The organism is Bacillus cereus group sp. N24 (assembly GCF_016483345.1).
Lineage (GTDB): Bacteria > Bacillota > Bacilli > Bacillales > Bacillaceae_G > Bacillus_A > Bacillus_A toyonensis.
In genome coordinates this window covers 254,200-275,924 of sequence record NZ_JAEHCA010000004.1, presented here as the reverse complement: position 1 = coordinate 275,924, position 21,725 = coordinate 254,200, and the positions used below count along the sequence as shown (strand labels likewise).

The following is a 21,725-nucleotide window of genomic DNA, read 5'->3' as shown; positions in this document are numbered from 1 at the left end:
GATTTCTTTTACTTCTTATTATTTTTTAACCACTTCTCAAAGATTTGTACCATCCCATGTTTTCCTGCTAATTTTTCTTCTCCTTGTTTCGTCTTATATGGATATAATTGCAAAAAGACACCGCACCCAGATTCAATTTTTTTACTATGCATATGACTTCCTGGATATACACAAATAACTTCATAAATTGCCCGTCGATGAAAAACACGTTTTCCATTCTGTTCTTCTACATACTTTATAGACCAGTATTTATACATTTGCTCAGTCGCTTTCGTATTTCCAACGTGCTGAAAAATATTGTACATTGGGCTATACTTCACTTCAATAATAATAGAAGATTTATATACGTATTTCCCTTCTTCCTTTACATAACAGTCTAAGCGAATATCTGGTTTTTTTGTATCCTCGCCATTATAAAAGTTACTCCCTTTACTTAATGCAATAAGGGGGTGTGTTTCAATTAAGTCATTAAATGCAACGTGGACCTTCATATCATCTTGATGTAAAACTACTGTCGTCCCATCTTGTAACCCATCTACATAAAAATGCTCTTGTATTTGTTCACGAATGGGATTTCTAGCTTTAAAACCAATTTGCTCTAGCATGGAAATAACGATAAAAAAAGCGTAATATTCATACACTAAAAACGTTGGTTTATATACAAATAATAAAGATGGAGATTGATCTGTATATTGTGGAAGTAAGTTTAAATGCTGTAGTAATTGTTGATGTGGAATTGGTAAATCGTATGAGTTCATATTACCCGTTTCAGAAACTTCTCTCCAAAAGGGGGAATATATTAAAGTTTTAAAGTATTGTACACTTTCACGTACAATATGAGCTAATATTTTATATTCTTGTATTTTCACAGAGCTTTTACGTAAATCGGCTTCTTTTAGTAAATGTATATTTTTATATTTTTGCTTCTCTCTATCAGTCACAGATCCATTACGCTCAATTGTTTGCATAATCGTTTTTACAGCTTGAAACTCTTCTAATTTTTTCTTTTTTTCTCTTTCTAATATTTCAATTGTTTGACGTAAAAAACTTTCGGCTTCAAGTAAATAATGATAAAATTGCATCGCTTTAAATTTAAGAAATGCATTTTCCCTACTATTTTTTTGTTCAATAAACTTACGATTATAATATTTCGTATAGGACTTTCTTTCCGCCATTATTGTTCCTTTTCTCGTTGCCTTCCGTTCCTTCACTTCCCATTTATATTCATGTATAAATTTTAAACTTGATTCAATCTTTTTAAAAACTTGTTTTATCTTTTTCATTTTTTGCGGCAGCTTTCTAAGTAATACTAAATAAGAAGAATCCTCAATATCACTAAGGGCAGAGAAAGTCTTTTTATAATAACCTCTATCTAAAATCAACTCATTTAAAATTGACTTTACATAGTTTTGAATCATTTCAAATTGGTCATCAAAAAAATTTTTTGGAACGATTTGAAAAGCACCATAATACGTTGTGTCTTCTATGCGAACTTCAAAATGATATAAACCACATCGCCATGGATAAAAGAATTCCGTTTTTCCATGTTCATAAATTAGTACCTTTTGTTTTTTTTCATTTATTTCGTATTGTGACTCTTTTATATTTTTCTGGCCCTCATACACTTTATTCCATATGAAAGTAATATTCATTGGACTTTCATAATGGTAATGCAATCTTATCGGTTTTAATTCTTGTACTTTGTAAATACATTGAACTAATGCTGTAGTAGATGTGCAAAGACGATTTAATAAAATATACTCCCCTTTTGCCTCTGTTCCTATGATTAACTTTAATACAAAAGGGAGCGTTTCATTCGTATCAACGATTTCTGTTTCATACCGCTCTTCATTTCGCATATCCATACAACTCCAGTTCTCTACGTTTTTCTCTTATATATGCTAAAGAGTGTTCAAATGTAGAGACTCTGTTTGCAAGTGGCGATTGCAAAAGAGGTACTAAAGTCGCTCCCCTTTTTACTTCTTCAGAAAGTAATGACCCAACCATCATTTCAGTACCTCTTAATTTCGTCAGTACACGTTGCTTTATTTGTAAATCAAAACCTTCTTCTCTGCTAATCATATAAGAATGATTATTTTGAAACGGTATATTTTGCAAATACATAGCAATTGCATTTGCACATCGAAAAGAAATTCCCTTTGACGCATCATGTGATGACAATACAACATGCAACTTATCTAATAGCTCTAACTCTTCTTCAGAAAACACTTCAATCATAGATTTCTTTCTGATCCAATTTATCCGAAATTCTCCCGCTGTTACTTTCAGAGGTGGTTGTAATACACCTTTCTCTTGTACCATGCACATCTCACAAAACGGAATTTTTTGTAACGTAATTAAATTGGTTCGGTCTAATAATCGATCAGAGAGTTCTTTCGTTGTTTCATCAAAATTCACAGTACCTACAAAGATAATATTTTCTCCAATTTCAATTGTTGATGGAATTTGGTTTTCTAATTTCTGCGCACCCTCATACAAATTCAAAATACGATTTTCCTTTTCAAGTTGAAGAACAGATAGAAATGGAGTAAACCAATGTTCAATATGTGACATGTTCATTTCATCAAAAACGATTATATACAATTGATTTTGATTTTCTTTTGCCTTCATTAACGCTCTAACTAACTTTGTTTCACTTTCAATAAAAGTACCATTTGGGTGAAGATATCCAAGTAAATCATGTGGTTCTTGATACGATGGAGAAATCGGAATCCAAACCAATTCTTCTCCATACTGTAATCCAAGTGCCTCTGCATAAGCTTGCACAAAGCGTGATTTTCCAACTCCCGGTATACCACCAAGAATCGTTAACATATTGGTTTTTACACTTATATGAAAATTATAAATATCTGTTTCGTCCAAATACATCCCTTTATTACGCACCGTACTTTGTACATACTGTAAAAAGGATGATTCACGCTCATCCCATTCCCATACTTCCTTGTGTACTTTTATATCCTCTACTTCAACTAGCTTCCCTTCTTCCGTTATTCGTTTTTTTAATAGCTCATACACTTGATCACTTACGAAATACAATTGCTCTTCTACCGCGATTTCTACATGCTTCATCCAGTCACTTAAGTCTATATATTTACATTCTCGATTTTGTTCAAAATACGCGATTGAACTAATTGATGACTTTAACAATATATTTCCATATAACCTTCCATCATGCCACAGTAATTCAGGAGACTCAAAGTCTTTTGGATATTTCGGCATAAGAAATGATAAATAACCATTACAAAGCTTTCGTTCTAAAGACTCTCTTTTTTTATTATCTGCAACTTTAGGTGCTGGAATCATTTTATAGCCAGTTGCTATTTCTCTAGGTTCTTCTGTACATATTAACTCCACGTACACATTTCCTCTTTCATAATAAAGACGAAACATAACCAATTGCTTTTCTAATTTCTTCTTCTTTAATTCTGAAAAAATCTTTTCATTCTTTTTATTGCTACATAACCCTTCAAATATATAATGTTCATTTGTAAATTGCTCTTGTAAATTAGATGGTATTGGCGATAGACATTGTACAAAAAAATTCTCTCCATTCTTCTCTCTCTCCGCTTTTATAAATTTCCCGATAAACCTCATATAGTACATTCGTTTTATAAAACTTGGCTGAAGAGCTTTATGTAATTTCATCTTAATCACCTTCTTTTTTCATACTATTCTTAGTGTATGAGAGAAAAAAAAAACTAGAAATAAAAAACCTGACGTTATCCGCCAGGTTCAAAATTAAAACGTATATTAATGAGATGGAAATGCTTTTTTCTCTTGTAAAATAGCATTGTGAGCAATTTTCATTTTAGCCAGTACATATCGTAATCGATCCTCAGCGTTTTCATCTTTATTTTGCTGCAACTCCGCTAAATTCTCAACAGAACTCGCTAAATTTTCAATTACTCCCCTTAGTTCAGGATGATGATTAAAAAAAGATTCTTGTACTAATACTTTCCTTAACTCACTAGCTAAATCAATTATTCTAGACAACTGTTCTTTTTCTTCCATTTTCATCCCTCCTGAATATCTTATGTATTAAATATTCTCTACACAAAGAAAAAAGCCCTTTAAATGAAAAGGACTTTTACATTTTTATCGTTCCAGTTATCAACAGATAAAGTGATGTGATAGCTGCGACAACAATTGCCCACATCACATATCTCTCTATACCTACAAAACAACGATTCCCTTTTTCTTTTCGTGCAAACATGTAAACGATAATCCCAATTCCATATACGATTGAAACGAGTAATAAATTCTTTAAACCCGCTGCATAAATAAGCCATACAGAATAAATAGAGGCAATTAAAGCTAACGAGCCATTTTTTACTTTTGCATCTTTTAGTTCATTTGTAATTACTAATTTGAATTGGTATAGCGCTGATAATAAATATGGTAATAATATTGATGTTGACGCAATAAAATACATAATTTGATATGTCGATTCTGAAAACAGAACAATTATAAATATAATTTGAGCAACGATATTTGAAATCCATAATGCCATGTGTGGCGTTTGCTTTTTATTGGTTTTCGTAAAGACCTTCGGAAACACGCCATCTTTTCCTGCTACGTGAGAAATTTCCGAAACAAGTAAAAACCAGCCAATTAATGTACCTACAAGTGACGCAACTAATCCAATATTAATTGCCATTGCACCCCATGGCCCAACAACATGTTCTAATACATGTCCCATTGAAGGAGTTTCTAAAACGGAAAGTTCTCCTCGCGTCATTGCTCCCATTGACAGAACAGAAATTAAAATATAAATAGACATAACTAAAATTAATCCAAGTACTGTCGCTTTTCCAACGTCCCTACTATTTTTTGCTCTTCCTGATAATACAACTGCTCCTTCAACCCCAATGAACACCCATAGCGTTACAAGCATTGTATTTTTCACTTGACCAAGAATAGCGGAAAGTGAGATTGTTCCTTCTCCCCAAAAATCATGTGTAAATGTATCCCAGCGAAACGCTGTTACCATTACGACAATAAATAATAAGATCGGAACTAATTTCCCTACTGTTGCAATAACATTCATAATGGAAGCTTCACGAATTCCAAATAAAATTAGAAAATGCAATGTCCATAGTAAAAGTGATGCACCTACGATTGACGCAACATTATTTCCACCTTTAAAAATTGGGAAGAAGTAACCTAATGTACTAAACAGTAGCATAATTGTTGCAACATTTCCTAAAATCCCTGCCAGCCAGTATCCCCAAGCACTGTTAAAACCAATATATTCACCGAATCCAGCTCGTGCATAACTATAAATTCCGCCCTCAAGCTCCGGTTTTTGTCTTGCTAACGTTTGATATACGAGCGCAAGTGGAATCATTCCCATTGCTGTAATACACCAACCAATTATCGTTGCACCACTATTTGCTCCTACTGCTAAATCATGCGGTAAACTAAAAACACCGCCACCAACCATCGTTCCAACTACTAATGCGATTAACGGAAAAAATCCTAACTTCTTTTCTATTTGTACCACCCCATCTGTCATTCTAGGTGTTATGTTCGTTCAACTATTAAAGTCACCTTTTTCTCTAATAGACGTTTCTCTTATATTTTTTCAGGAAAACATTACTTATTCTAAAAGAAAATGAAGAAAAATGGAATACTTTTTTGAAAAAATGTATAAGTATGCACAAAAAAACCGCTCATTTTGTAATGAGCGGTCATTTTAAACATATAAAATTGTATATTTCTTGTAAAATTAACGAAGTAAATTCTCTTTTTGTAAAAATTGTTTCGCTACTTCTTCACTACTTTTACCATTCACATTTACTTCATAATTCATTTTTCGCATTTCTTCATCTGTAATCTTTCCAGCTAATTTATTTAATACTTTTTCAAGTTCAGGATATTTTTGTAATGTCTCTTTTCTTAATAACGGCGCACCTTGATAAGGTGGGAATAATCCTTTATCATCTTTTAGCACTTTAAGTCCGTATTGCTCCAATTCACTATCCGTTGAATATGCATCGATTACGTTCACATCACCAGATTGAATTGCACTATAACGCAGTTTCGGTTCCATCGTTTTAACATTTAAAAACTTATAGTTATATAACTTTTGCATTCCTTTATAACCATCTTCACGATCTGCAAATTCTAATGTAAATCCTACTTTAGCTTCCTGTGCAATATTTCCTAAATCAGAAATTGTATTTATATTCTTTTGATCTGCTATTTTTTTCGGCATCGCTAGTGCATATGTATTGTTATACTCCATTGGATTTAACATAACCATATTATATTTTTTTTCCATTCCAACGCGAGCTTGTTCATATACTTCCTCACGATTTGTGCTTTTCGGTTCTTCTTTCACGAAAGTAGATAAGGCTGTTCCTGAAAATTCTGGGTATATATCTACTTCACCTGATTTTAACGCTTCAAATACAAATGCTGTTTTCCCAAGACCCGGCTTTAATTCTACTTGTAAATCTGTATCCTGTTCAATAAGTTGTTTGTACATTTGAATTAAAATTTCTGGCTCCGATCCAAGTTTTCCAGCAATAACTATATCTTTCTTTTGTGTATTCCATAGAAATGGAGTAGCAATCATAACTACAACTATACATATCGTCAATATAACGCGCTTAGAAGAGCGTTTGGGACTCTCAAGTATGCGAAGTACTATATCAAAGAATAAAGCGAGTAACGCAGCTGGTACGGCCCCTAAAATGATAAGCGCATGGTCATTTCGATCGATCCCGAGTAGTATGAGCTTACCGAGCCCACCAGCACCTATTAAAGCAGCTAATGTAGCCGTTCCAACAATTAATACCATCGCTGTACGAATACCAGCCATAATAATTGGCAACGCGAGCGGAAGCTCTACCTTCCATAACCTTTTCCAGCTATTCATCCCCATAGCTCTCGCCGCTTCTATAAGTGATTCATCTAATTCCCGTATTCCTGTATATGTATTTCGTAAAATAGGTAATAGTGCATACACAACTAATGCGATTATAGCTGGCAGTTTTCCAATTCCTACTAACGGAATTAATAGTCCAAGTAAAGCAAGTGAGGGCACTGTCTGCATAACAGCAGAAGTCCCTATTATAAATTCAGCCATTCGTTCTTTTCTCGTTAATATAATGCCAAGTGGCACTGCAATAATTACTGCAAAAAATAGTGAAATAAGCGATATTTGTAAATGCTCACTTAATGCACTTAGCAATTCTATTTTTCTTTCTTGGAACGTTTGAATAAAATCAGTCACTGTTTAGCCTCTCTCCTTCATTTGTTCAACAATATAATTGACAATATGACGACTTGTTAACATACCAACATATTGACCATCTTTTTCAACCGGCACTGATTCTTCAGTTTGTAAACGGACTAGTGCTTCTTGTAAAGGAGCATGTAAAGATAAAGCAGCTCCTTCTATTCGTGTATGATCGTCTAGTGGCATTACATCTTCTATAATTATTCCCTCATACCATTGTCGCCCACGATTTCCAATGAACTCCTCAACAAACTCATTTTTCGGATTATGTATAATACCTTCAGGTGTATCTAATTGAACAACTTTTCCTGCTCTCATTACACAAATGCGATCACCAAGTGATAATGCCTCTTGCATATCGTGCGTTACAAACACGATCGTTTTTTGAATCTTTTTTTGCAGTTGTACGATATCCTTCTGAAGTTGCTCCCTGCTTAACGGATCTAACGCACTAAATGGTTCGTCCATAAGAACAATTTTCGGATTTGCGGCTAATGCCCGTACGACACCGACACGTTGTTTTTGCCCTCCTGACAATTCATCAGGCATACGATCACGATATACATCTGGATCGAGCCCAACCATCTGTAGCAAGTCATCGACACGTGCTTTTATTTCTTTTTTGCTCCATTTTCTCATTTCAGGAACAACTGCAATATTTTCAGCGATTGTCATATGTGGAAATAAAGCAATTTGCTGCAACACGTATCCTATATTCCAACGTAATTCATTTATATTATATTGTTGAATATCTTTTCCATCGATTAAAATTGAACCTTCTGTCGTTTCAATCAAACGATTAATCATCTTCATTGTCGTTGTTTTCCCGCAACCACTCGGACCAATGAGAACAAAAAATTCTCCTTTTTTAATTTCTAAATGCAATGAATCCACTGCTTTTGTGCCATCTTCATACGCTTTTGACACATGATTAAATTGAATCACAAATACAACTCCTTTATTATTGTTTCCTTTATTTTGATGGAATATGGAATTCATTTCAAATGATACGCATTATTTCTATATAAAAAAGAGCTCACATTTGAGCTCTAACGGTCGAACAATATTGTTTTCATAATAGCAGCATATTCACGCACATACATTTTTCTCTTAGAACGCATTGGCGTTTCTGCAGCTAATGCCTCCATCTTTATTCCTAAACGCCTTGCAATTATTTTTGTTCGATATAAATGATACGTATTACTGACAACTACCGCATGTTTTACATCAAATAAATCCATACTAAACTTCAAATTTTCATACGTATTTGTCGAACGGTCTTCCATTAAAATACGACTCTCATCTATACCGTGTACCATTAAATAGATTCTCATACTGTGAGCTTCCGGTATATCTTCATCTTCTCCTTGACCACCTGAAACAATTACTTTCGCTTCAGGATGGGAAAATAAATACTCCAACGCTACATCCAAACGATTTTGAAGAGATAAAGACGGTCTATCTCCAAATAACTTTGCACCCAGTATAAGAACGTACGGAGAGTGATAGCTCAACTTTTCACGAGCAACTTTGTTCATTCGAAACGTCATATAAATGATGTATAGTGGCGGTAATAATAAAATTATAAGAAAGATCCATTTGTTCATAAATAAGTATTCACTCCCTTTCTTTTTATTATATAGAAAAAGAAAGGGAGGCAGAAGTGTTTTTTCAAACGATTGATTTATTAGAAACATTCGCCGCTACTTTACGTTGTGATAGTACATAATAAATAGCGATTCCTAATGAGAAGATCAATATGCAGCTTAATACGTAAAACGGCAGCATGACTCCGGCTTTAGATACACCCGCTGTAAACAACATTAATAATACAATGCGTATTCCAGTACCAATTAGGCGAAATAAGCTGTCTACACGTCCCATTACTTCATTTGGAATTTCCTCCATCATCAATACATTTCTCGCCACTCTTGTCCCCGCATTTCCAATTGCATGAAAAATCGCTAGTCCATATAACAACATTACGGAAGGTTCAATACTCATTGCGGTAATTGAAATTACATAAATGAACATCGTCATAACGATTGAAACTTCTGTTTTGACATATTTCATTATGAGTGGAATACAGATTCCTGCAGCAACCGCTCCGACACCATACATCGTGCCCTCTATTGCGTATACAGAGGCATTGGCTTTGAGTATATCCGAAATATACACGGGTATTAAATAATTTGCCATCATGACACCTATAAACGGCATATAAGTAGCCAGTAAGAACCAAAAGAGCTTAGGACGTTTTTTCATAAAGTGAATTCCTTCAAACAATTGCTTCTTAAATGTTATTTTTCTTTTCACTTCTTTTTTCTTTACGTACGGTATACATAAGAAAAGAAAAAATGCTCCAGCAAAAGTTAACATGTCTACTAACAAAATCCACTTCAAAGATACAATTTCAATTAAGAAGCTCGCGGCCGCTCCAGAAATAACTTGTGTTAACTGTCCTTGTATTTCCATCGTTCCACTTAAACTTTTATAATGTTCCGCTTGAAATATCTCTTGGTTGAACGCAAATATTGTAGGATAAAATAATAAATAGTAGAATGATCCGGCTATATAAATAAGAATATAGTGAATAGAATGATAAGGTTGCCCCGCAAATCCCCATATAACCATTATTCCAATTACAGCAATTCCGATTCCTTCGTTACATAGCAATAAAGATTTTCTTGAAAAACGATCAATACTTTGCCCAATGAATGGTGTTAATAAAAACATAATGAGGGTTGCAATGATAGAAACATAACCAAACGTTGTCTCTCCTCCACTCTCTTTAATTAACAGCCACGGAATCGTTATCATAACAATCCCGGAACCAATAGCAGATAGACTATTGGCCCCTAGAATGTAATACAAGCGAGAATCATGATAAAGTGAGGACATATCACTCCACTCCTAGTTGCTTTTTCACCTCTTTATATACGCTCATATATGCTTTTAATTCTTTAACTACATCATGAATTAATGGTTTGGCATCTTCCCCAAGTTCACCATCTTGCACATGTAATCCATCAAGCACAACTTGTTTTGGAATGGCATTTGCATAAACACCTCTAGCGACCGTTCGCATGCTGTTTAATGCATTTATTCCACCTTTACCGCCACCAGCAACCGCTAACAACGCAACTGGTTTATGAATAAATTCACTACTACTTAAGTAATCTAAAGAGTTTTTCAGCGCACCGCTCATCGCATTATGATATTCTGGTGTACATAATACAACCCCATCCGCAGCTTTCACTAACGTTTTCAATTTTTTTACTGCCTCTAAATCACGTTGTGACTCTTCTCCATTGTATAAAGGTAACTCCTCAATTGCTAAATCATATAATTCCCCTTCAAATTGATCCGCAATATATTTTGCCACCACGCGAGTTCTACCAAATTTTCTTGGTGTACCGTTAATAACGACTAGTTTCATGATTATTTCTCCCCTTTGTTTTCAAGTTCTACTTATATATTATCAGAAATTTCTATACAAAACACAATATAAAGAGTTAACTTGTTTCATAAAATAGTATGATAAACAAAAAAGAACTCATACTTTCGTATGAGTTTCGCACAATTACTTCGTTTCATCTCTCAGACTCAATGTACCTAAACTTTCATTTGCTTCAAAATGATTATATGCTTTTCCCGCTAATTTTTTCCGTTCTTCTGGTAATTCTATATATTTCATTACGTTTTCAATTATTTTTTCGTACGGAGTAAATACAATTCCCGGCCACTCTACCTCATCTTCTGGATTACTATTTTCGGAAATAATAAATTTCTTATTTGCGACTGCATAAGACACGCGAGGTGTTTCAAGAATTCCTGATAAGTAAAAATGAATATTTAATATAATTTTAGCTCTAGCAATCAATTCATTTCTAACAATTCCCCACGCATTATTTTTAAAAACTATATTTAAATTTGGGGCAATCGCTTTTAGATGATCAAAAATAGCTTGCCGCCTCGGATTAAGAGCACCTATAAACAGAATATCAATATCTTCAGTAATGTCATCTTCAAATGCATCTTTTTTTATTTCCAAAGTTGGAGCATAGTTCATTTTTACATGTTTTATTTCTTTTCCTACCCCTTTTTGTTTTAGCCATTCTATATTTTGTTTACTATAATCCCAAATCACTCTATCTTTTAATAATATTAAATAAAGGGGGTGCGCATATGGACTTCCTTCGTATAGCTGTTCTAAATTATAAATAATTGCATCTTTCGGAAGAAGATTCGGGTTATATGCGTATGTATGTGCTCCAAAAACAACTGTATTCTTTACATTTTCCAGTATTGTTTCTGATATAATTACCGTATTTCCCTCCTGCTCCAACCGCCACTTTAAAGCTCGCGCAACATCTATGAAACTACCGTATGTCTTTGGGCATATAAAAAGACAATAATCATATTCTTTATTCAAATAAGCTTCCATTAATTTTAAATTATTTTTATATAAATCTACATCCGGATGTTTAAGTACTAACTCATTTGCATGTTTTCTTGCTACTTTATATAATCCAGCATAATAAGCAGCGATGCATCTTCTTAATTCGATTCTTTCACGATGTTCATCTAATACATCCATGTTTAAAAGAAGATTTGCGATACAATACGCTTTTAAATGATCACGATCATAATAATAGTCTAGTAGTGGCATCAATTCTTCATACGTATTTCCATGCACCGATTCTCCTAGTTCAATCGCCCATCGCATTAATTCCATGATTACTCCACTACTCCTTTAACCGAAAATGTATTTAATAAAATTTCGCATTATTCTCTACTACATTTGCTATATGAAATGGAATCTCTTCTTTAATCGATTCCAAATACTTTTGCGACACGGCCCCTAAATGTTTTTTATGAGGTATATAGAAAGCACTAATAGAAATTTCATAGTCAAATAAGTAATCATACACATGATAATCTACAAATAAAAGATCATCCTTTGGAAAAGGAATTTCCTTCCCTTGCAGAGCATACATCAAAGCAATATTGTTTTGAGATCGTAATCGATACAACCTTGCAAGTTGGTATAATGGTTCAGCCCGAGTTGGTCTATATTCCCACGCTTTTTGAAAATAAAAAACAGCTAATGCTAAATATTGCTCTTCTTGCCCTTTAACATTTTCTTTTTCATCAGCATCTGTCACTTCATTTTGTTTATTTGCTGAACGATTTGCTAACTGCTCATAACAAAATCCTATTCGCAATAACGAATAGAATACCTCTTCAACCCAACCCCCTGCTTCCACTCGTTTTTTATACCATTTAATCGAATCTTCAAATTGACTTAAATGAAAATAAGTTTGGGCTAAATAAAATAAATATCTTATATGCAAATCTGGCGTTGTTTCTGGGTCGTTTATTCCTTGTAACAACAACCTCTCATCTCTTTCAAATTTATCAGCTTTACTCCCGCCATCTCCGGGATCATTCACGACAAGAGTCTCTAACCGATCTACCCTCGTATTGTAATTCGCTCCAACTTTTGAACGATCTATATCCCAATACTCATGAGTAACACCGACAGATTTCCATGGTAAAGAAGCTTTTAATAGACGTGTAAGCCAATATTTAATATGAACATCATATTGCAATGTAAGATAATGATCTTCCGTTAAGCTCGTTTTATCGAAATTCGGATCAACCTCTAAAATCATATCCGCATCTAATATTAATAAATAATCCGCTTCTGGATATGTTTTTTGCGCTAATGAAACTGCTAAGCTTCTGTTATAACCAAAGTTTTTAAACGGCTCATGATGAACTGTCCCAGGTATCTCATTTTCCTTACACCAATTTTCTATAATTTCAGGCGTATTATCCGTCGATCCAGTATCACAAATAGAAACATAATCTACAATTGATTTTGTTGCATTTAAACATCTTTCCATAATTCTAGACTCATTTTTGACGATCATACAAAGACATAACTTTTTTTCTTCCCTAGTACTCTTCACTTGCTCATTTCCCATTTAACCACCTCATATTTTATTAACACGCTCTTCTCATATGTAACAACATTTTTTAGCTATACTGATGACATAAGCACCCTTTTACTATTTATGAAAACTTCATTTTATTTATTCTTACTTTTATGTTGGGACATATTTCATGCTTCGCTTTATATTTGATACAATCAATACAAAAAACATAATACGGGAATCCGTACATTTCAAAGTCTAAGAGGAGGTTATATTTTGTTGGATTACATTTGGCTAGATGACAAATCACCAATTTTAGAACAACTACCAAGAAACTTTAAATCTGCAGCTATATTGCTACATCCTTTTATCCAAATGCCTTTAGGATGGGAAAAGTCTGTGAGAAAAAGACCATATGAGCACATCTATCCTAGCGCTGAAGAAATCATTCATAATGGGAAATCCGTTTCTTGGAAGGAAATGATGTCTTCTAGTGGATTACATTCATACGCAGACCTAGCAATGGCCATGTTGACTTCCATTAGTGCCCTTTCAGAAGAATATAAAAGAGAGGATTTAGCTGAAAAGCTACATTCAAATTTTAAAAAAGATCTTTATTATCCAACAGAAGATTATACGTCTATATTTTTATTACACAAATTACTTAAACTCCTCGGTTCTAAAGGTGCAAAAAATCTATATTTCTCTGAACCAATTCTTGATACAAACGGATTATTACAGGTAAATAATACTACTCCATTAGATATTTGGGACATTAGCAATAATGAGTTAATTATTACTGGAGAAGACAATGAGTATGCGTTTATGAGTATATACGATTCCTTTACAACCTTATTATTAGCTAAAGAAGAAAATATAGAATATATTGTTCAATCAATGAATGTTGAAGCTGTCATTTGTGACAAAAAAACGATGATTGATTGGTATTTTTAAATTAGTAATTTCTTAAACTATAAAAAAGAAACTTGCGCTTATGCACAAGTTTCTTTTCAAAAACATCCTTATTTTTTTACAACTTCATGTCCACCGAACTGATTACGTAGTGCTGAAACTACTTTTCCATGGAATGTATCATCTTCCTGAGAACGATAGCGCATAAATAATGACATCGCGATTACTGGTGCCGCTGCTTGTAACTCAAGCGCAGTTTCAACAGTCCATTTCCCTTCTCCTGAAGAGTTCATTACACCTTTAATGCCATCAAGTTTAGGATCATCTGCAAATGCTTTTTCAGTTAAGTCCATTAACCAACCGCGGATTACTGATCCGTTCGCCCATACTTTTGCAACATCTTCATAATTGAAATCAAAGTCACTCTTATCTAGTACTTCAAATCCTTCAGCGATTGCTTGCATCATGCCGTACTCAATACCGTTATGAACCATTTTTAAGAAATGACCACTACCAACGCGGCCAGCATAAGAATAGCCATTTTCTACTGCTAAATCTTTAAATAAAGGTTCTAATTGGTCATAAATTTCTTTTTCTCCACCAACCATTAAACAAGCACCGTATCTAGCTCCTTCTACACCGCCAGATGTACCGATATCTACATAATGTAATCCGAAGCTTTTTGCTTCTTCAGCACGGCGTAACGTATCTTTATAGAATGAATTTCCACCTTCAATAACGATATCACCTTCATCTAATAACGGATACACATCTTTTAATACTGACTCTACAACTTCTCCTGCAGGCACCATTACCCAGATCGTACGAGGAGCTTCTAATTCAGCGATCATTTCTTTTAATGTATGACGTGCAGTAATTCCTAGTTTTCCTGCCTTTTCTACAAGCTCTTTATTTACATCGTATACAACTACTTCATGCTTGTCTTCATGTAAGTGTTCAGCTAATGGGAATCCCATTTTTCCTAATCCAATTAAACCTAGTTTCATATTAATCAATCTCCCATTCTATACAAATATATTTAATATCGAAATTAATCCAAGTGCTACAACTGATAGTATCGTCTCCATTGCGGTCCATGTTAATAATGTTTCTTTCACAGTCATTCCGAAATATTCTTTAATCATCCAAAATCCCGAATCATTCACGTGTGATAAAATTAATGAACCTGCGCCTGTTGCAAGTGCTAGTAGTTCAACATTTACCCCAGGTGTACTTGCTGCAATCGGTGCTACAATTCCAGCTGCTGTCATCATAGAAACAGTAGCTGATCCCGTTGCAACTCGGATAAGTGCTGCAATTCCCCATCCAAGTAATATTGGTGAAATATGTGATTCTTTCGCCATTTCAGCAATTGTAGTACCAATTCCAGAATCTAATAACACCTTATTAAACGCACCACCAGCACCAATTACTAACAGTATATTTGCAATTGGCCCTAAGCAATCATTTGTAAATTGTAATACTTTATCTTTAGAAAATCCTTTTGCATAACCAAGACTAAAGAAAGAATAAATCGTTGCAATTAATAAAGCGACTATTGGATCTCCAATAAAGTGTAACACTTGTGCAAGTTGACTCGTTTTATGTAACGCTACTTCAGCAATGGATGCACCAAGCATAAGAAATACTGGAAGTAAAATAGTAAACAATGTATTTCCGAAGCTAGGAAGTTCTTTCTTCTTATCTCTTTCAATAAATTGCTCCGCTATATCTAACGGCACTTCTTTATGTATACGAGCACCGATCCATTTTCCGTAAAGCGGCCCCGAAATAATTGCAGTTGGAAGTCCGACAATTAATGCATATAAAATTGTCTTCCCTACATCTGCTTTAAAAATACCTACCGCTGCCATCGCTGCTGGATGTGGTGGAACAAGTCCATGTACAACTGAAAGACCTGCTACAAGCGGAATACCGATTGTAATAAGTGATACCCCTGTTTCTATGGCGATTGTAAATACTAATGGAATTAATAGTACAAATCCAACTTGGAAAAACACCGGAATCCCTACTAAAAATGCAACAAACATCATTGCCCAGTGAACACGTTTCTTCCCAAAACGATCAATTAATGTGTTAGCAATTCGTTCAGCACCGCCAGATTCGGCCATCATTTTCCCAAGCATCGTTCCTAATGCTAAAACAATTGCTAAAAACCCTAACGTACTTCCAAGACCCGATTTAATAGAATCAATAATCCCTGGATGTTGTGGTGAAGTTGCAACCAAGGGCATCCCCATTGCTAGCCCAACTCCGATTGCTGTTAAAATTAATGCGACAAATGGATGCCATTTCACTACTGTAATAAGTAGAAGTAGTATGACAACTGCCGCTAGTACGATCCCAACTACCATTTCTCCCAATCCCCCTATTGTTTACGTTGGAAAGCAGCTATACAATCAAATTCTTCTTTCAAGCGATTGTAAAGTCGTTCATACATATAAAACATTTCTAAATAAATAGCCGTATTTTCTTTATTTGGTACATGGTGATGGACAATATCAATCCAATCCTTTACCTCTTCAAGAGAATCAATTTTTCCTACAGCATATAAAGCAACTGCCGCTGCCCCAAGCGCAGATGCTTCATGACTTTCAGGAACAAGCAATTCTTTTCCCATCATATCGGAGAGCATTTGTCTCCAAAATGCAGACTTCGCAAATCCTCCTGAAACACGTATTTCAGTAAGTGGTCCTGTACAATCACGGATTGCAAGTGCAACTGAATATACACTCATACAGACACCTTCCATAACTGCTCGTATAAAATGTTCTCGTTTGTGCTGAAGGTTTATCCCAAAGAATGTACCTCGAGCATTTGCATTCCAGTAGGGTGCACGTTCTCCAGATAGAAACGGTAAAAATAGTAATCCATCTGCTCCAGCTGGTACACTTTCCGCATACTTAATTAATAAATCATAAGGATCAATCCCAAGCTTCCTCGCTACCTCTTGTTCCGGGCTACCAAATTCATCACGTAACCACCTAAGTAATATTCCGCCGTTATTCGTTGGACCACCGATTACCCAGTGCTCATCTGTTAATGCGTAACAAAACGTTCTCCCTTTCTCATCTGTATTTATATTTGATGAGATTGTTCGAACCGCACCACTCGTTCCAATCGTAATTGCAGCCGCACCCGGTGATATCGCACCAACTCCTACATTTGCAAGAACCCCATCACTTGCTCCGATGACAATTGGTGTTTCTGCACTTATCCCCATCTTCTGTGCTAATTCTGGCTTCATACCTGATAAAATATATGTAGTTGGTACAGGGGTTGATAATTGTTCTGGTGACATATGTAACATAGTTAAAACATTTTCATCCCAGTTTAATGTTTCTAAATTAAATAACCCCGTAGCAGAAGCAATCGAATAATCAACTACGTAGCGTGAAAATAATTGGTAAATCACATACTCTTTAATGGAAATGAATTTATAGGCACTTGTATATAACTCTGGTTCCTCTTCTTTCATCCATAACAATTTAGAAAGTGGTGACATCGGATGAATCGGTGTACCTGTACGTCTATAAATTTCATGCCCATTCATTTGTTGTAATAATTTTTCTGATTGCTTCGTACTTCGATTATCTGCCCAAATGATAGAACGCGTTAATGGCGCACCATTTTCATCTACTGCAATTAATGCGTGCATAGCTGTACTAATACCGATTGAAGAAATATCTTCTGGTAATACATTACCTTTTTCAATGGCAACGCTTACACTTTTGTATACAGCGGCACATATTACATCAGGATCTTGCTCAGCCCATCCTACATTCGGTTGAATAATTGGGTAATCAATTGCATGTGATGCAACGACTTTACCATTTTCAGTGAATACAACCGTTTTCGTACTTGTGGTACCGATATCAATCCCGATTACTCTCCCCCTTGTTTCCATGCGAATCTTCCCTTCGTTTCTAGCAAAATACGATTTAGTAAACCGTTTACATGAATTAGTATATAAAATATTTTTTCATTTATCAAGTTTTAAAAAGAAAATTTTTTTCATAACGAAAAATAAATTCCCTCATTCCCTTTCATTTACATACTATATTTAGCTTTTCCGTGCGGTAAAATTGCTTCATATTTATTTCGCAACACACTCTTTTTCTAGTTTTTGGATAACTAGTTCTTTAGCTTGATGAATATGTGGTTCATTGTACAAAACCAACATTTTTAGTAAGATTTCGTAAGGTATTTTTGCATAAAAAGTTTTAAATTCCTTGAGCAAATTGTAATAATAGATCAAATACAAAAACGCCATCCTTTCCTATGATTCTATAGAAAGAATAGCGTATTTTTTCATTTTAGGTAGAATTTTATTTTGTTAACTTGATAATACTGTACTTCTATCCAACATCGTCTCTAATTTGAAAACAGTTATTCCATTTAATAATCCTTTAATGAAAATAACCTAACTGACATTTTTAAACAACTCTATTGACACTTAACACTACCATCAACACAACACTTCATTAAGGCACATTATTCTAAATTTATTGATGTAGTTGAGATGGACTCACTTTTTGAATTTGAACAAGTATATCAAACGCTTTACCTAATGATATATCAACAGTTTTTGGTATATCAGGCCCTTCGGTAGTTATTCCAGCGAAAATTGGATGTTGTTCGTTTAACCAAGTTTTTGTCACGCCGTTTGCCTTGCGTAAATCAATAAAAAATTGATCTTTTTTAACTTGTCCAAAGATGTAGTTATAACTGTTTGGATCATCCGATTTTAATATTCCATATGGGCCAAATTCACCATCGCTATTCTTGACATTGTATTGTCCTTCATAAACTGACGTTCCAATAGATACGTACCGTTTTCCGTAATATTCTGCTAAATGTTGCCCAGCTACTTTAGGGTATATAAAAGGAAGCATATTTGTTTTCGAAACGTGTCCATTATGTCCCCATACAATGGTTTTTCCTAAATGTTCTTCCGTCCACTTCGCATTTTCATACATTGCAATATCATGTTTCAAATAAAAATCCGATGGTTTATCAGGAGGTGACGCTAACATTGTAGTAAACTGTTCAATAATACGAGCATTTTGTTTTATCCATGCGAACTCTTTAGATTTCCCATTTAAATAACTTTTATTTTCTTCTAATAAAGCACTGATTTGTTTAGCATCTGAAATATACTTTTCTTTTTCTTCTTTCGTAAGACTCTCAAAAGTATTCATTTCCTTTGTTACAGGAATAAGCCCTCTTATCTTCTCTTCTACTCTAGGCAGAAGTTTTGAATTGTTTCTTTTAATATATTCTATTATATTATTATAAACATTCTCGTTTACTGATTGAATGTCCATCCCGATGATACGTATTTTAGATTTATGTTTTGGATTAGCATTATATTGCCGGATCCAATCAAGTAAATCTAACATTTCTTTCGTCTTAAATACAGGTGTTAGATGTTGGCTTGGGTTTCCCTTACCAGTAAGAACATATCGATCAAGTTCTAAAGCTCGGTCCCACCCCTCTTCTAAAACTAAGTTGATAAATCCCTTTTCAGACACTAAATACTTAACAATACGTTGTTTCATTGTAAAAACTTCATGAGCCCCATGCGTAGCTTCACCTAAACCTACAATTGAAGCTGAACCTACCATATTCTTAAGTGGTTTTAAATCATTAAAAGATGCATTTGGATTAGTAGTTTTTAAAGGCTTTGCATGCATTTCTAACCATTCCGCTATTTGATTTGTATTGTAGGAAGCTGTAACAGAAACTCCTGTTTTCGAGTCTGCATAAGTACTTCCTACAAAATTAGTCAATATTATAGCAGAAACACCAAGTGCAGTAATCATTTTCTTTTTCATAAAACCCTCCTGAAATACTTACTTAAAAAGATAACGTTTTTTTGTACTTAATTACGAATATTAAAATTTCTTAAGCCGATAGTAATGTGGTGCTCTCAACACTCATCAATTTAAGAAAAAAAGTACAAATGAACTGCCATCTCAAATTAACTACCTGTAGAGAAACAAAATTCTATTTAGGGGATACTCCAAAACCCTAGTTTGATGATGAAGTGTCAGGACCTCATGCCTATCGACTTAAGAACTTGCTTTATTCAAAATTTTTTAGAGTAAGTTGTTTTTTGAACCAAAACGGCATATTTTAAACTATAAAAACTATGACAAAATTTATCCGTTTTTCCTTTTTGCCTACTTGCTAAATTCAGCAAGTAAAATATTTTTAAAAAATTCCGGATTATTAATATTTAAACTGTTCGAATTGATAGCGAATGTATGTTTGCCTCCAAGTGTTCCACCAGCAAAAGTTGAAAACCCTGGAACGGCACCCCTGTGCCCCCATACCGAGACACCGTTCGGAAGCTTAATTTCAAGGATTCCAAGACCATATCCAGTTCCTTCTCTTTCTGTAGGAACTGTAGTTAGCATTTCTTTTAGTTGCTGTTCCTTCAGTAATTTGCCACTGAGTAAGTAAGAGAAGAATTTGTTTAAGTCATCAGCAGTGGAAATCATATCTCCATCCGAGCTACCTGGGTTAATATAAGTAACGTCTTTTAGCTCACTCGCTCCGTCTAGTTGCAAATAGCCACGGGCATGCTTGGTGCCTGGAATCACGCTTGAATTGCCAGGTAGGAATGTATTTGACAAATCAAGCGGTTCAATAATCCGATTTTCAACCTCTTCTGCATAGCTGTTTCCTGTTACTTTTTCAATAAGGATTCCTAGTATTACGTACCCTGTATTTGAATAAGACCACCCCTTCCCTGGAGCAAAGTCTGGGGGAAGAGAAATCCCCATCTTTACAAATTCTTCAGCCGTATACGATTTTTTTATATCCGTAATATCAAAGTCTTTTGAATTTATATAGTCAGCAATACCACTTGTATGATTCAATATTTGCCGGATCGTAATCTGGTTACCATCATATCCGTTTCCTTGAATGACACCAGGCAACCATTTTTCAATGGAGTCATCTAGATTCAAACGGTTCTCTCCAGATAATTGAAGTAGAACTGTTGCAATGAACGTTTTCGTCACACTGCCAATACGAAAGCGAAAATCTGCTTTCATTGGTTTCTTAGTTCTCAGATCCGCTACCCCAGCGGTATAACTCCACGTTTTACCACCCTTAGAAATTTGAGCGAGTATTCCCGGGTATCCAAGTTGCAGTTCATCCCGTATTGCTTTCTTAACGGAAGTACGATCGCGTTGCGTACTTGTTTGTAACGAACTAGATACATTTTGCGTAGATTCTGCTTTTACAATTGATGTTGGTGTTATGTATAACAGGGAACTTCCAGCTATTAAAAGTGCTAGACTTGCACATGTAATTTTACTGCGTGTCTTCATAAAGAATTCCTCTCTTCTATTAAAATTGTATTGATGGTTGATAGCTATGTCATATACTAACCACACAGCTATCAACTCTCCCAATGATAAAAGTCAACACTGAATTTGCAATCATCTATACACCAATTATTTCTACAAACAACTCTCTGACCTAATAAATGATTAATCCCTCTTCTTCAGATGTCTGTTCACTTCTATAATTTCTTCTTTTCTTCCATAGAGTTTCATTAATTAATTTTT

17 protein-coding genes are annotated in these 21,725 nt (G+C 34.5%); 1 reads left to right on the top strand and 16 read right to left on the bottom strand.

The genetic code is table 11. The annotated features are described in order from the left end of the window. Positions 1-8: 8 nt before the first annotated feature. The 11 genes from JDS95_RS09250 to JDS95_RS09200 form a co-directional block, all read right to left on the bottom strand. Entirely contained in the window at positions 9-1,859 is a 1,851-nt protein-coding gene (locus JDS95_RS09250) for a hypothetical protein (protein ID WP_001243343.1), read from the bottom strand. After that, positions 1,849-3,666: an AAA family ATPase gene (locus JDS95_RS09245; RefSeq protein ID WP_000766162.1), complete on the bottom strand. Its 1,818-nt coding sequence runs from the start codon at positions 3,664-3,666 to the stop codon at positions 1,849-1,851. The genes JDS95_RS09250 and JDS95_RS09245 overlap by 11 nt, the downstream gene beginning before the upstream one ends. A 105-nt stretch (positions 3,667-3,771) precedes the next feature. Further along, positions 3,772-4,032 carry a hypothetical protein gene (locus JDS95_RS09240; RefSeq protein ID WP_000391448.1) on the bottom strand — a complete coding sequence of 87 codons (261 nt, stop codon included), beginning with the start codon at positions 4,030-4,032 and terminating at the stop codon, positions 3,772-3,774. A 76-nt stretch (positions 4,033-4,108) separates the two neighbouring features. Beyond that, entirely contained in the window at positions 4,109-5,536 is a 1,428-nt protein-coding gene (locus tag JDS95_RS09235; protein ID WP_000129458.1) for a basic amino acid/polyamine antiporter, read from the bottom strand. Between the two features lie 213 nt (positions 5,537-5,749). Next, positions 5,750-7,261, bottom strand: a complete 1,512-nt coding sequence (locus tag JDS95_RS09230) for an ABC transporter permease/substrate-binding protein (RefSeq protein WP_000129124.1) — start codon at positions 7,259-7,261, stop codon at positions 5,750-5,752. 3 nt (positions 7,262-7,264) lie between these two features. Beyond that, a complete protein-coding gene (locus JDS95_RS09225; protein WP_000614062.1) occupies positions 7,265-8,212 on the bottom strand; it encodes an ABC transporter ATP-binding protein in 948 nt (315 codons plus the stop codon). Between the two features lie 104 nt (positions 8,213-8,316). Further along, on the bottom strand, positions 8,317-8,874 hold the full coding sequence (locus JDS95_RS09220) for a YdcF family protein (RefSeq protein WP_001045712.1): 558 nt from the start codon (positions 8,872-8,874) through the stop codon (positions 8,317-8,319). 64 nt (positions 8,875-8,938) lie between these two features. Next, the gene (locus JDS95_RS09215) at positions 8,939-10,168 is read right to left on the bottom strand and encodes an MFS transporter (RefSeq protein ID WP_199690424.1); all 1,230 of its coding nucleotides are present in this window, start codon (positions 10,166-10,168) and stop codon (positions 8,939-8,941) included. A 1-nt stretch (position 10,169) separates the two neighbouring features. After that, positions 10,170-10,706 carry an NADPH-dependent FMN reductase gene (locus tag JDS95_RS09210; RefSeq protein ID WP_000780355.1) on the bottom strand — a complete coding sequence of 179 codons (537 nt, stop codon included), beginning with the start codon at positions 10,704-10,706 and terminating at the stop codon, positions 10,170-10,172. A 144-nt stretch (positions 10,707-10,850) separates the two neighbouring features. Continuing rightward, the gene (locus JDS95_RS09205; protein WP_000422334.1) at positions 10,851-12,005 is read right to left on the bottom strand and encodes a CgeB family protein; all 1,155 of its coding nucleotides are present in this window, start codon (positions 12,003-12,005) and stop codon (positions 10,851-10,853) included. 34 nt (positions 12,006-12,039) lie between these two features. Then, the gene (locus JDS95_RS09200) at positions 12,040-13,260 is read right to left on the bottom strand and encodes a glycosyltransferase (RefSeq protein WP_000526216.1); all 1,221 of its coding nucleotides are present in this window, start codon (positions 13,258-13,260) and stop codon (positions 12,040-12,042) included. A 225-nt stretch (positions 13,261-13,485) separates the two neighbouring features. On the opposite strand from JDS95_RS09200, the gene JDS95_RS09195 reads away from it, so the two are divergent. Beyond that, entirely contained in the window at positions 13,486-14,163 is a 678-nt protein-coding gene (locus JDS95_RS09195; RefSeq protein WP_199690422.1) for a DUF2711 family protein, read from the top strand. 68 nt (positions 14,164-14,231) lie between these two features. Here the strand turns inward: JDS95_RS09195 and gnd are convergent, their stop codons facing one another. The 5 genes from gnd to JDS95_RS09170 all read right to left on the bottom strand — a co-directional run bounded on the left by gnd (position 14,232) and on the right by JDS95_RS09170 (position 21,485). Beyond that, complete coding sequence (gnd, locus tag JDS95_RS09190; protein ID WP_000765981.1) at positions 14,232-15,128, bottom strand: phosphogluconate dehydrogenase (NAD(+)-dependent, decarboxylating); 897 nt, start codon at positions 15,126-15,128, stop codon at positions 14,232-14,234. Positions 15,129-15,146: 18 nt separating this feature from the next. Beyond that, on the bottom strand, positions 15,147-16,496 hold the full coding sequence (locus JDS95_RS09185) for a GntP family permease (RefSeq protein WP_016108313.1): 1,350 nt from the start codon (positions 16,494-16,496) through the stop codon (positions 15,147-15,149). A 14-nt stretch (positions 16,497-16,510) separates the two neighbouring features. Next, positions 16,511-18,049, bottom strand: coding sequence for a gluconokinase (gene gntK, locus JDS95_RS09180; RefSeq protein WP_000450021.1), 1,539 nt, complete (start codon positions 18,047-18,049; stop codon positions 16,511-16,513). Positions 18,050-18,647: 598 nt separating this feature from the next. Then, positions 18,648-19,979: an erythromycin esterase family protein gene (locus JDS95_RS09175; RefSeq protein WP_000728412.1), complete on the bottom strand. Its 1,332-nt coding sequence runs from the start codon at positions 19,977-19,979 to the stop codon at positions 18,648-18,650. A gap of 348 nt (positions 19,980-20,327) precedes the next feature. Next, on the bottom strand, positions 20,328-21,485 hold the full coding sequence (locus JDS95_RS09170) for a serine hydrolase domain-containing protein (RefSeq protein WP_000857789.1): 1,158 nt from the start codon (positions 21,483-21,485) through the stop codon (positions 20,328-20,330). Between the last annotated feature and the right edge of the window lie 240 nt (positions 21,486-21,725).

Coding starts and splice junctions, on each gene's coding strand:
- JDS95_RS09250 (WP_001243343.1), bottom strand. CDS start 1,859: ATGCGAAATGAAGAGCGGTATGAAACAGAAATCGTTGATACGAATGAA.
- JDS95_RS09245 (WP_000766162.1), bottom strand. CDS start 3,666: ATGAAATTACATAAAGCTCTTCAGCCAAGTTTTATAAAACGAATGTAC.
- JDS95_RS09240 (WP_000391448.1), bottom strand. CDS start 4,032: ATGGAAGAAAAAGAACAGTTGTCTAGAATAATTGATTTAGCTAGTGAG.
- JDS95_RS09235 (WP_000129458.1), bottom strand. CDS start 5,536: ATGACAGATGGGGTGGTACAAATAGAAAAGAAGTTAGGATTTTTTCCG.
- JDS95_RS09220 (WP_001045712.1), bottom strand. CDS start 8,874: ATGAACAAATGGATCTTTCTTATAATTTTATTATTACCGCCACTATAC.
- JDS95_RS09215 (WP_199690424.1), bottom strand. CDS start 10,168: ATGTCCTCACTTTATCATGATTCTCGCTTGTATTACATTCTAGGGGCC.
- JDS95_RS09210 (WP_000780355.1), bottom strand. CDS start 10,706: ATGAAACTAGTCGTTATTAACGGTACACCAAGAAAATTTGGTAGAACT.
- JDS95_RS09205 (WP_000422334.1), bottom strand. CDS start 12,005: ATGGAATTAATGCGATGGGCGATTGAACTAGGAGAATCGGTGCATGGA.
- JDS95_RS09200 (WP_000526216.1), bottom strand. CDS start 13,260: ATGGGAAATGAGCAAGTGAAGAGTACTAGGGAAGAAAAAAAGTTATGT.
- gnd (WP_000765981.1), bottom strand. CDS start 15,128: ATGAAACTAGGTTTAATTGGATTAGGAAAAATGGGATTCCCATTAGCT.
- JDS95_RS09185 (WP_016108313.1), bottom strand. CDS start 16,496: ATGGTAGTTGGGATCGTACTAGCGGCAGTTGTCATACTACTTCTACTT.
- gntK (WP_000450021.1), bottom strand. CDS start 18,049: ATGGAAACAAGGGGGAGAGTAATCGGGATTGATATCGGTACCACAAGT.
- JDS95_RS09175 (WP_000728412.1), bottom strand. CDS start 19,979: ATGAAAAAGAAAATGATTACTGCACTTGGTGTTTCTGCTATAATATTG.
- JDS95_RS09170 (WP_000857789.1), bottom strand. CDS start 21,485: ATGAAGACACGCAGTAAAATTACATGTGCAAGTCTAGCACTTTTAATA.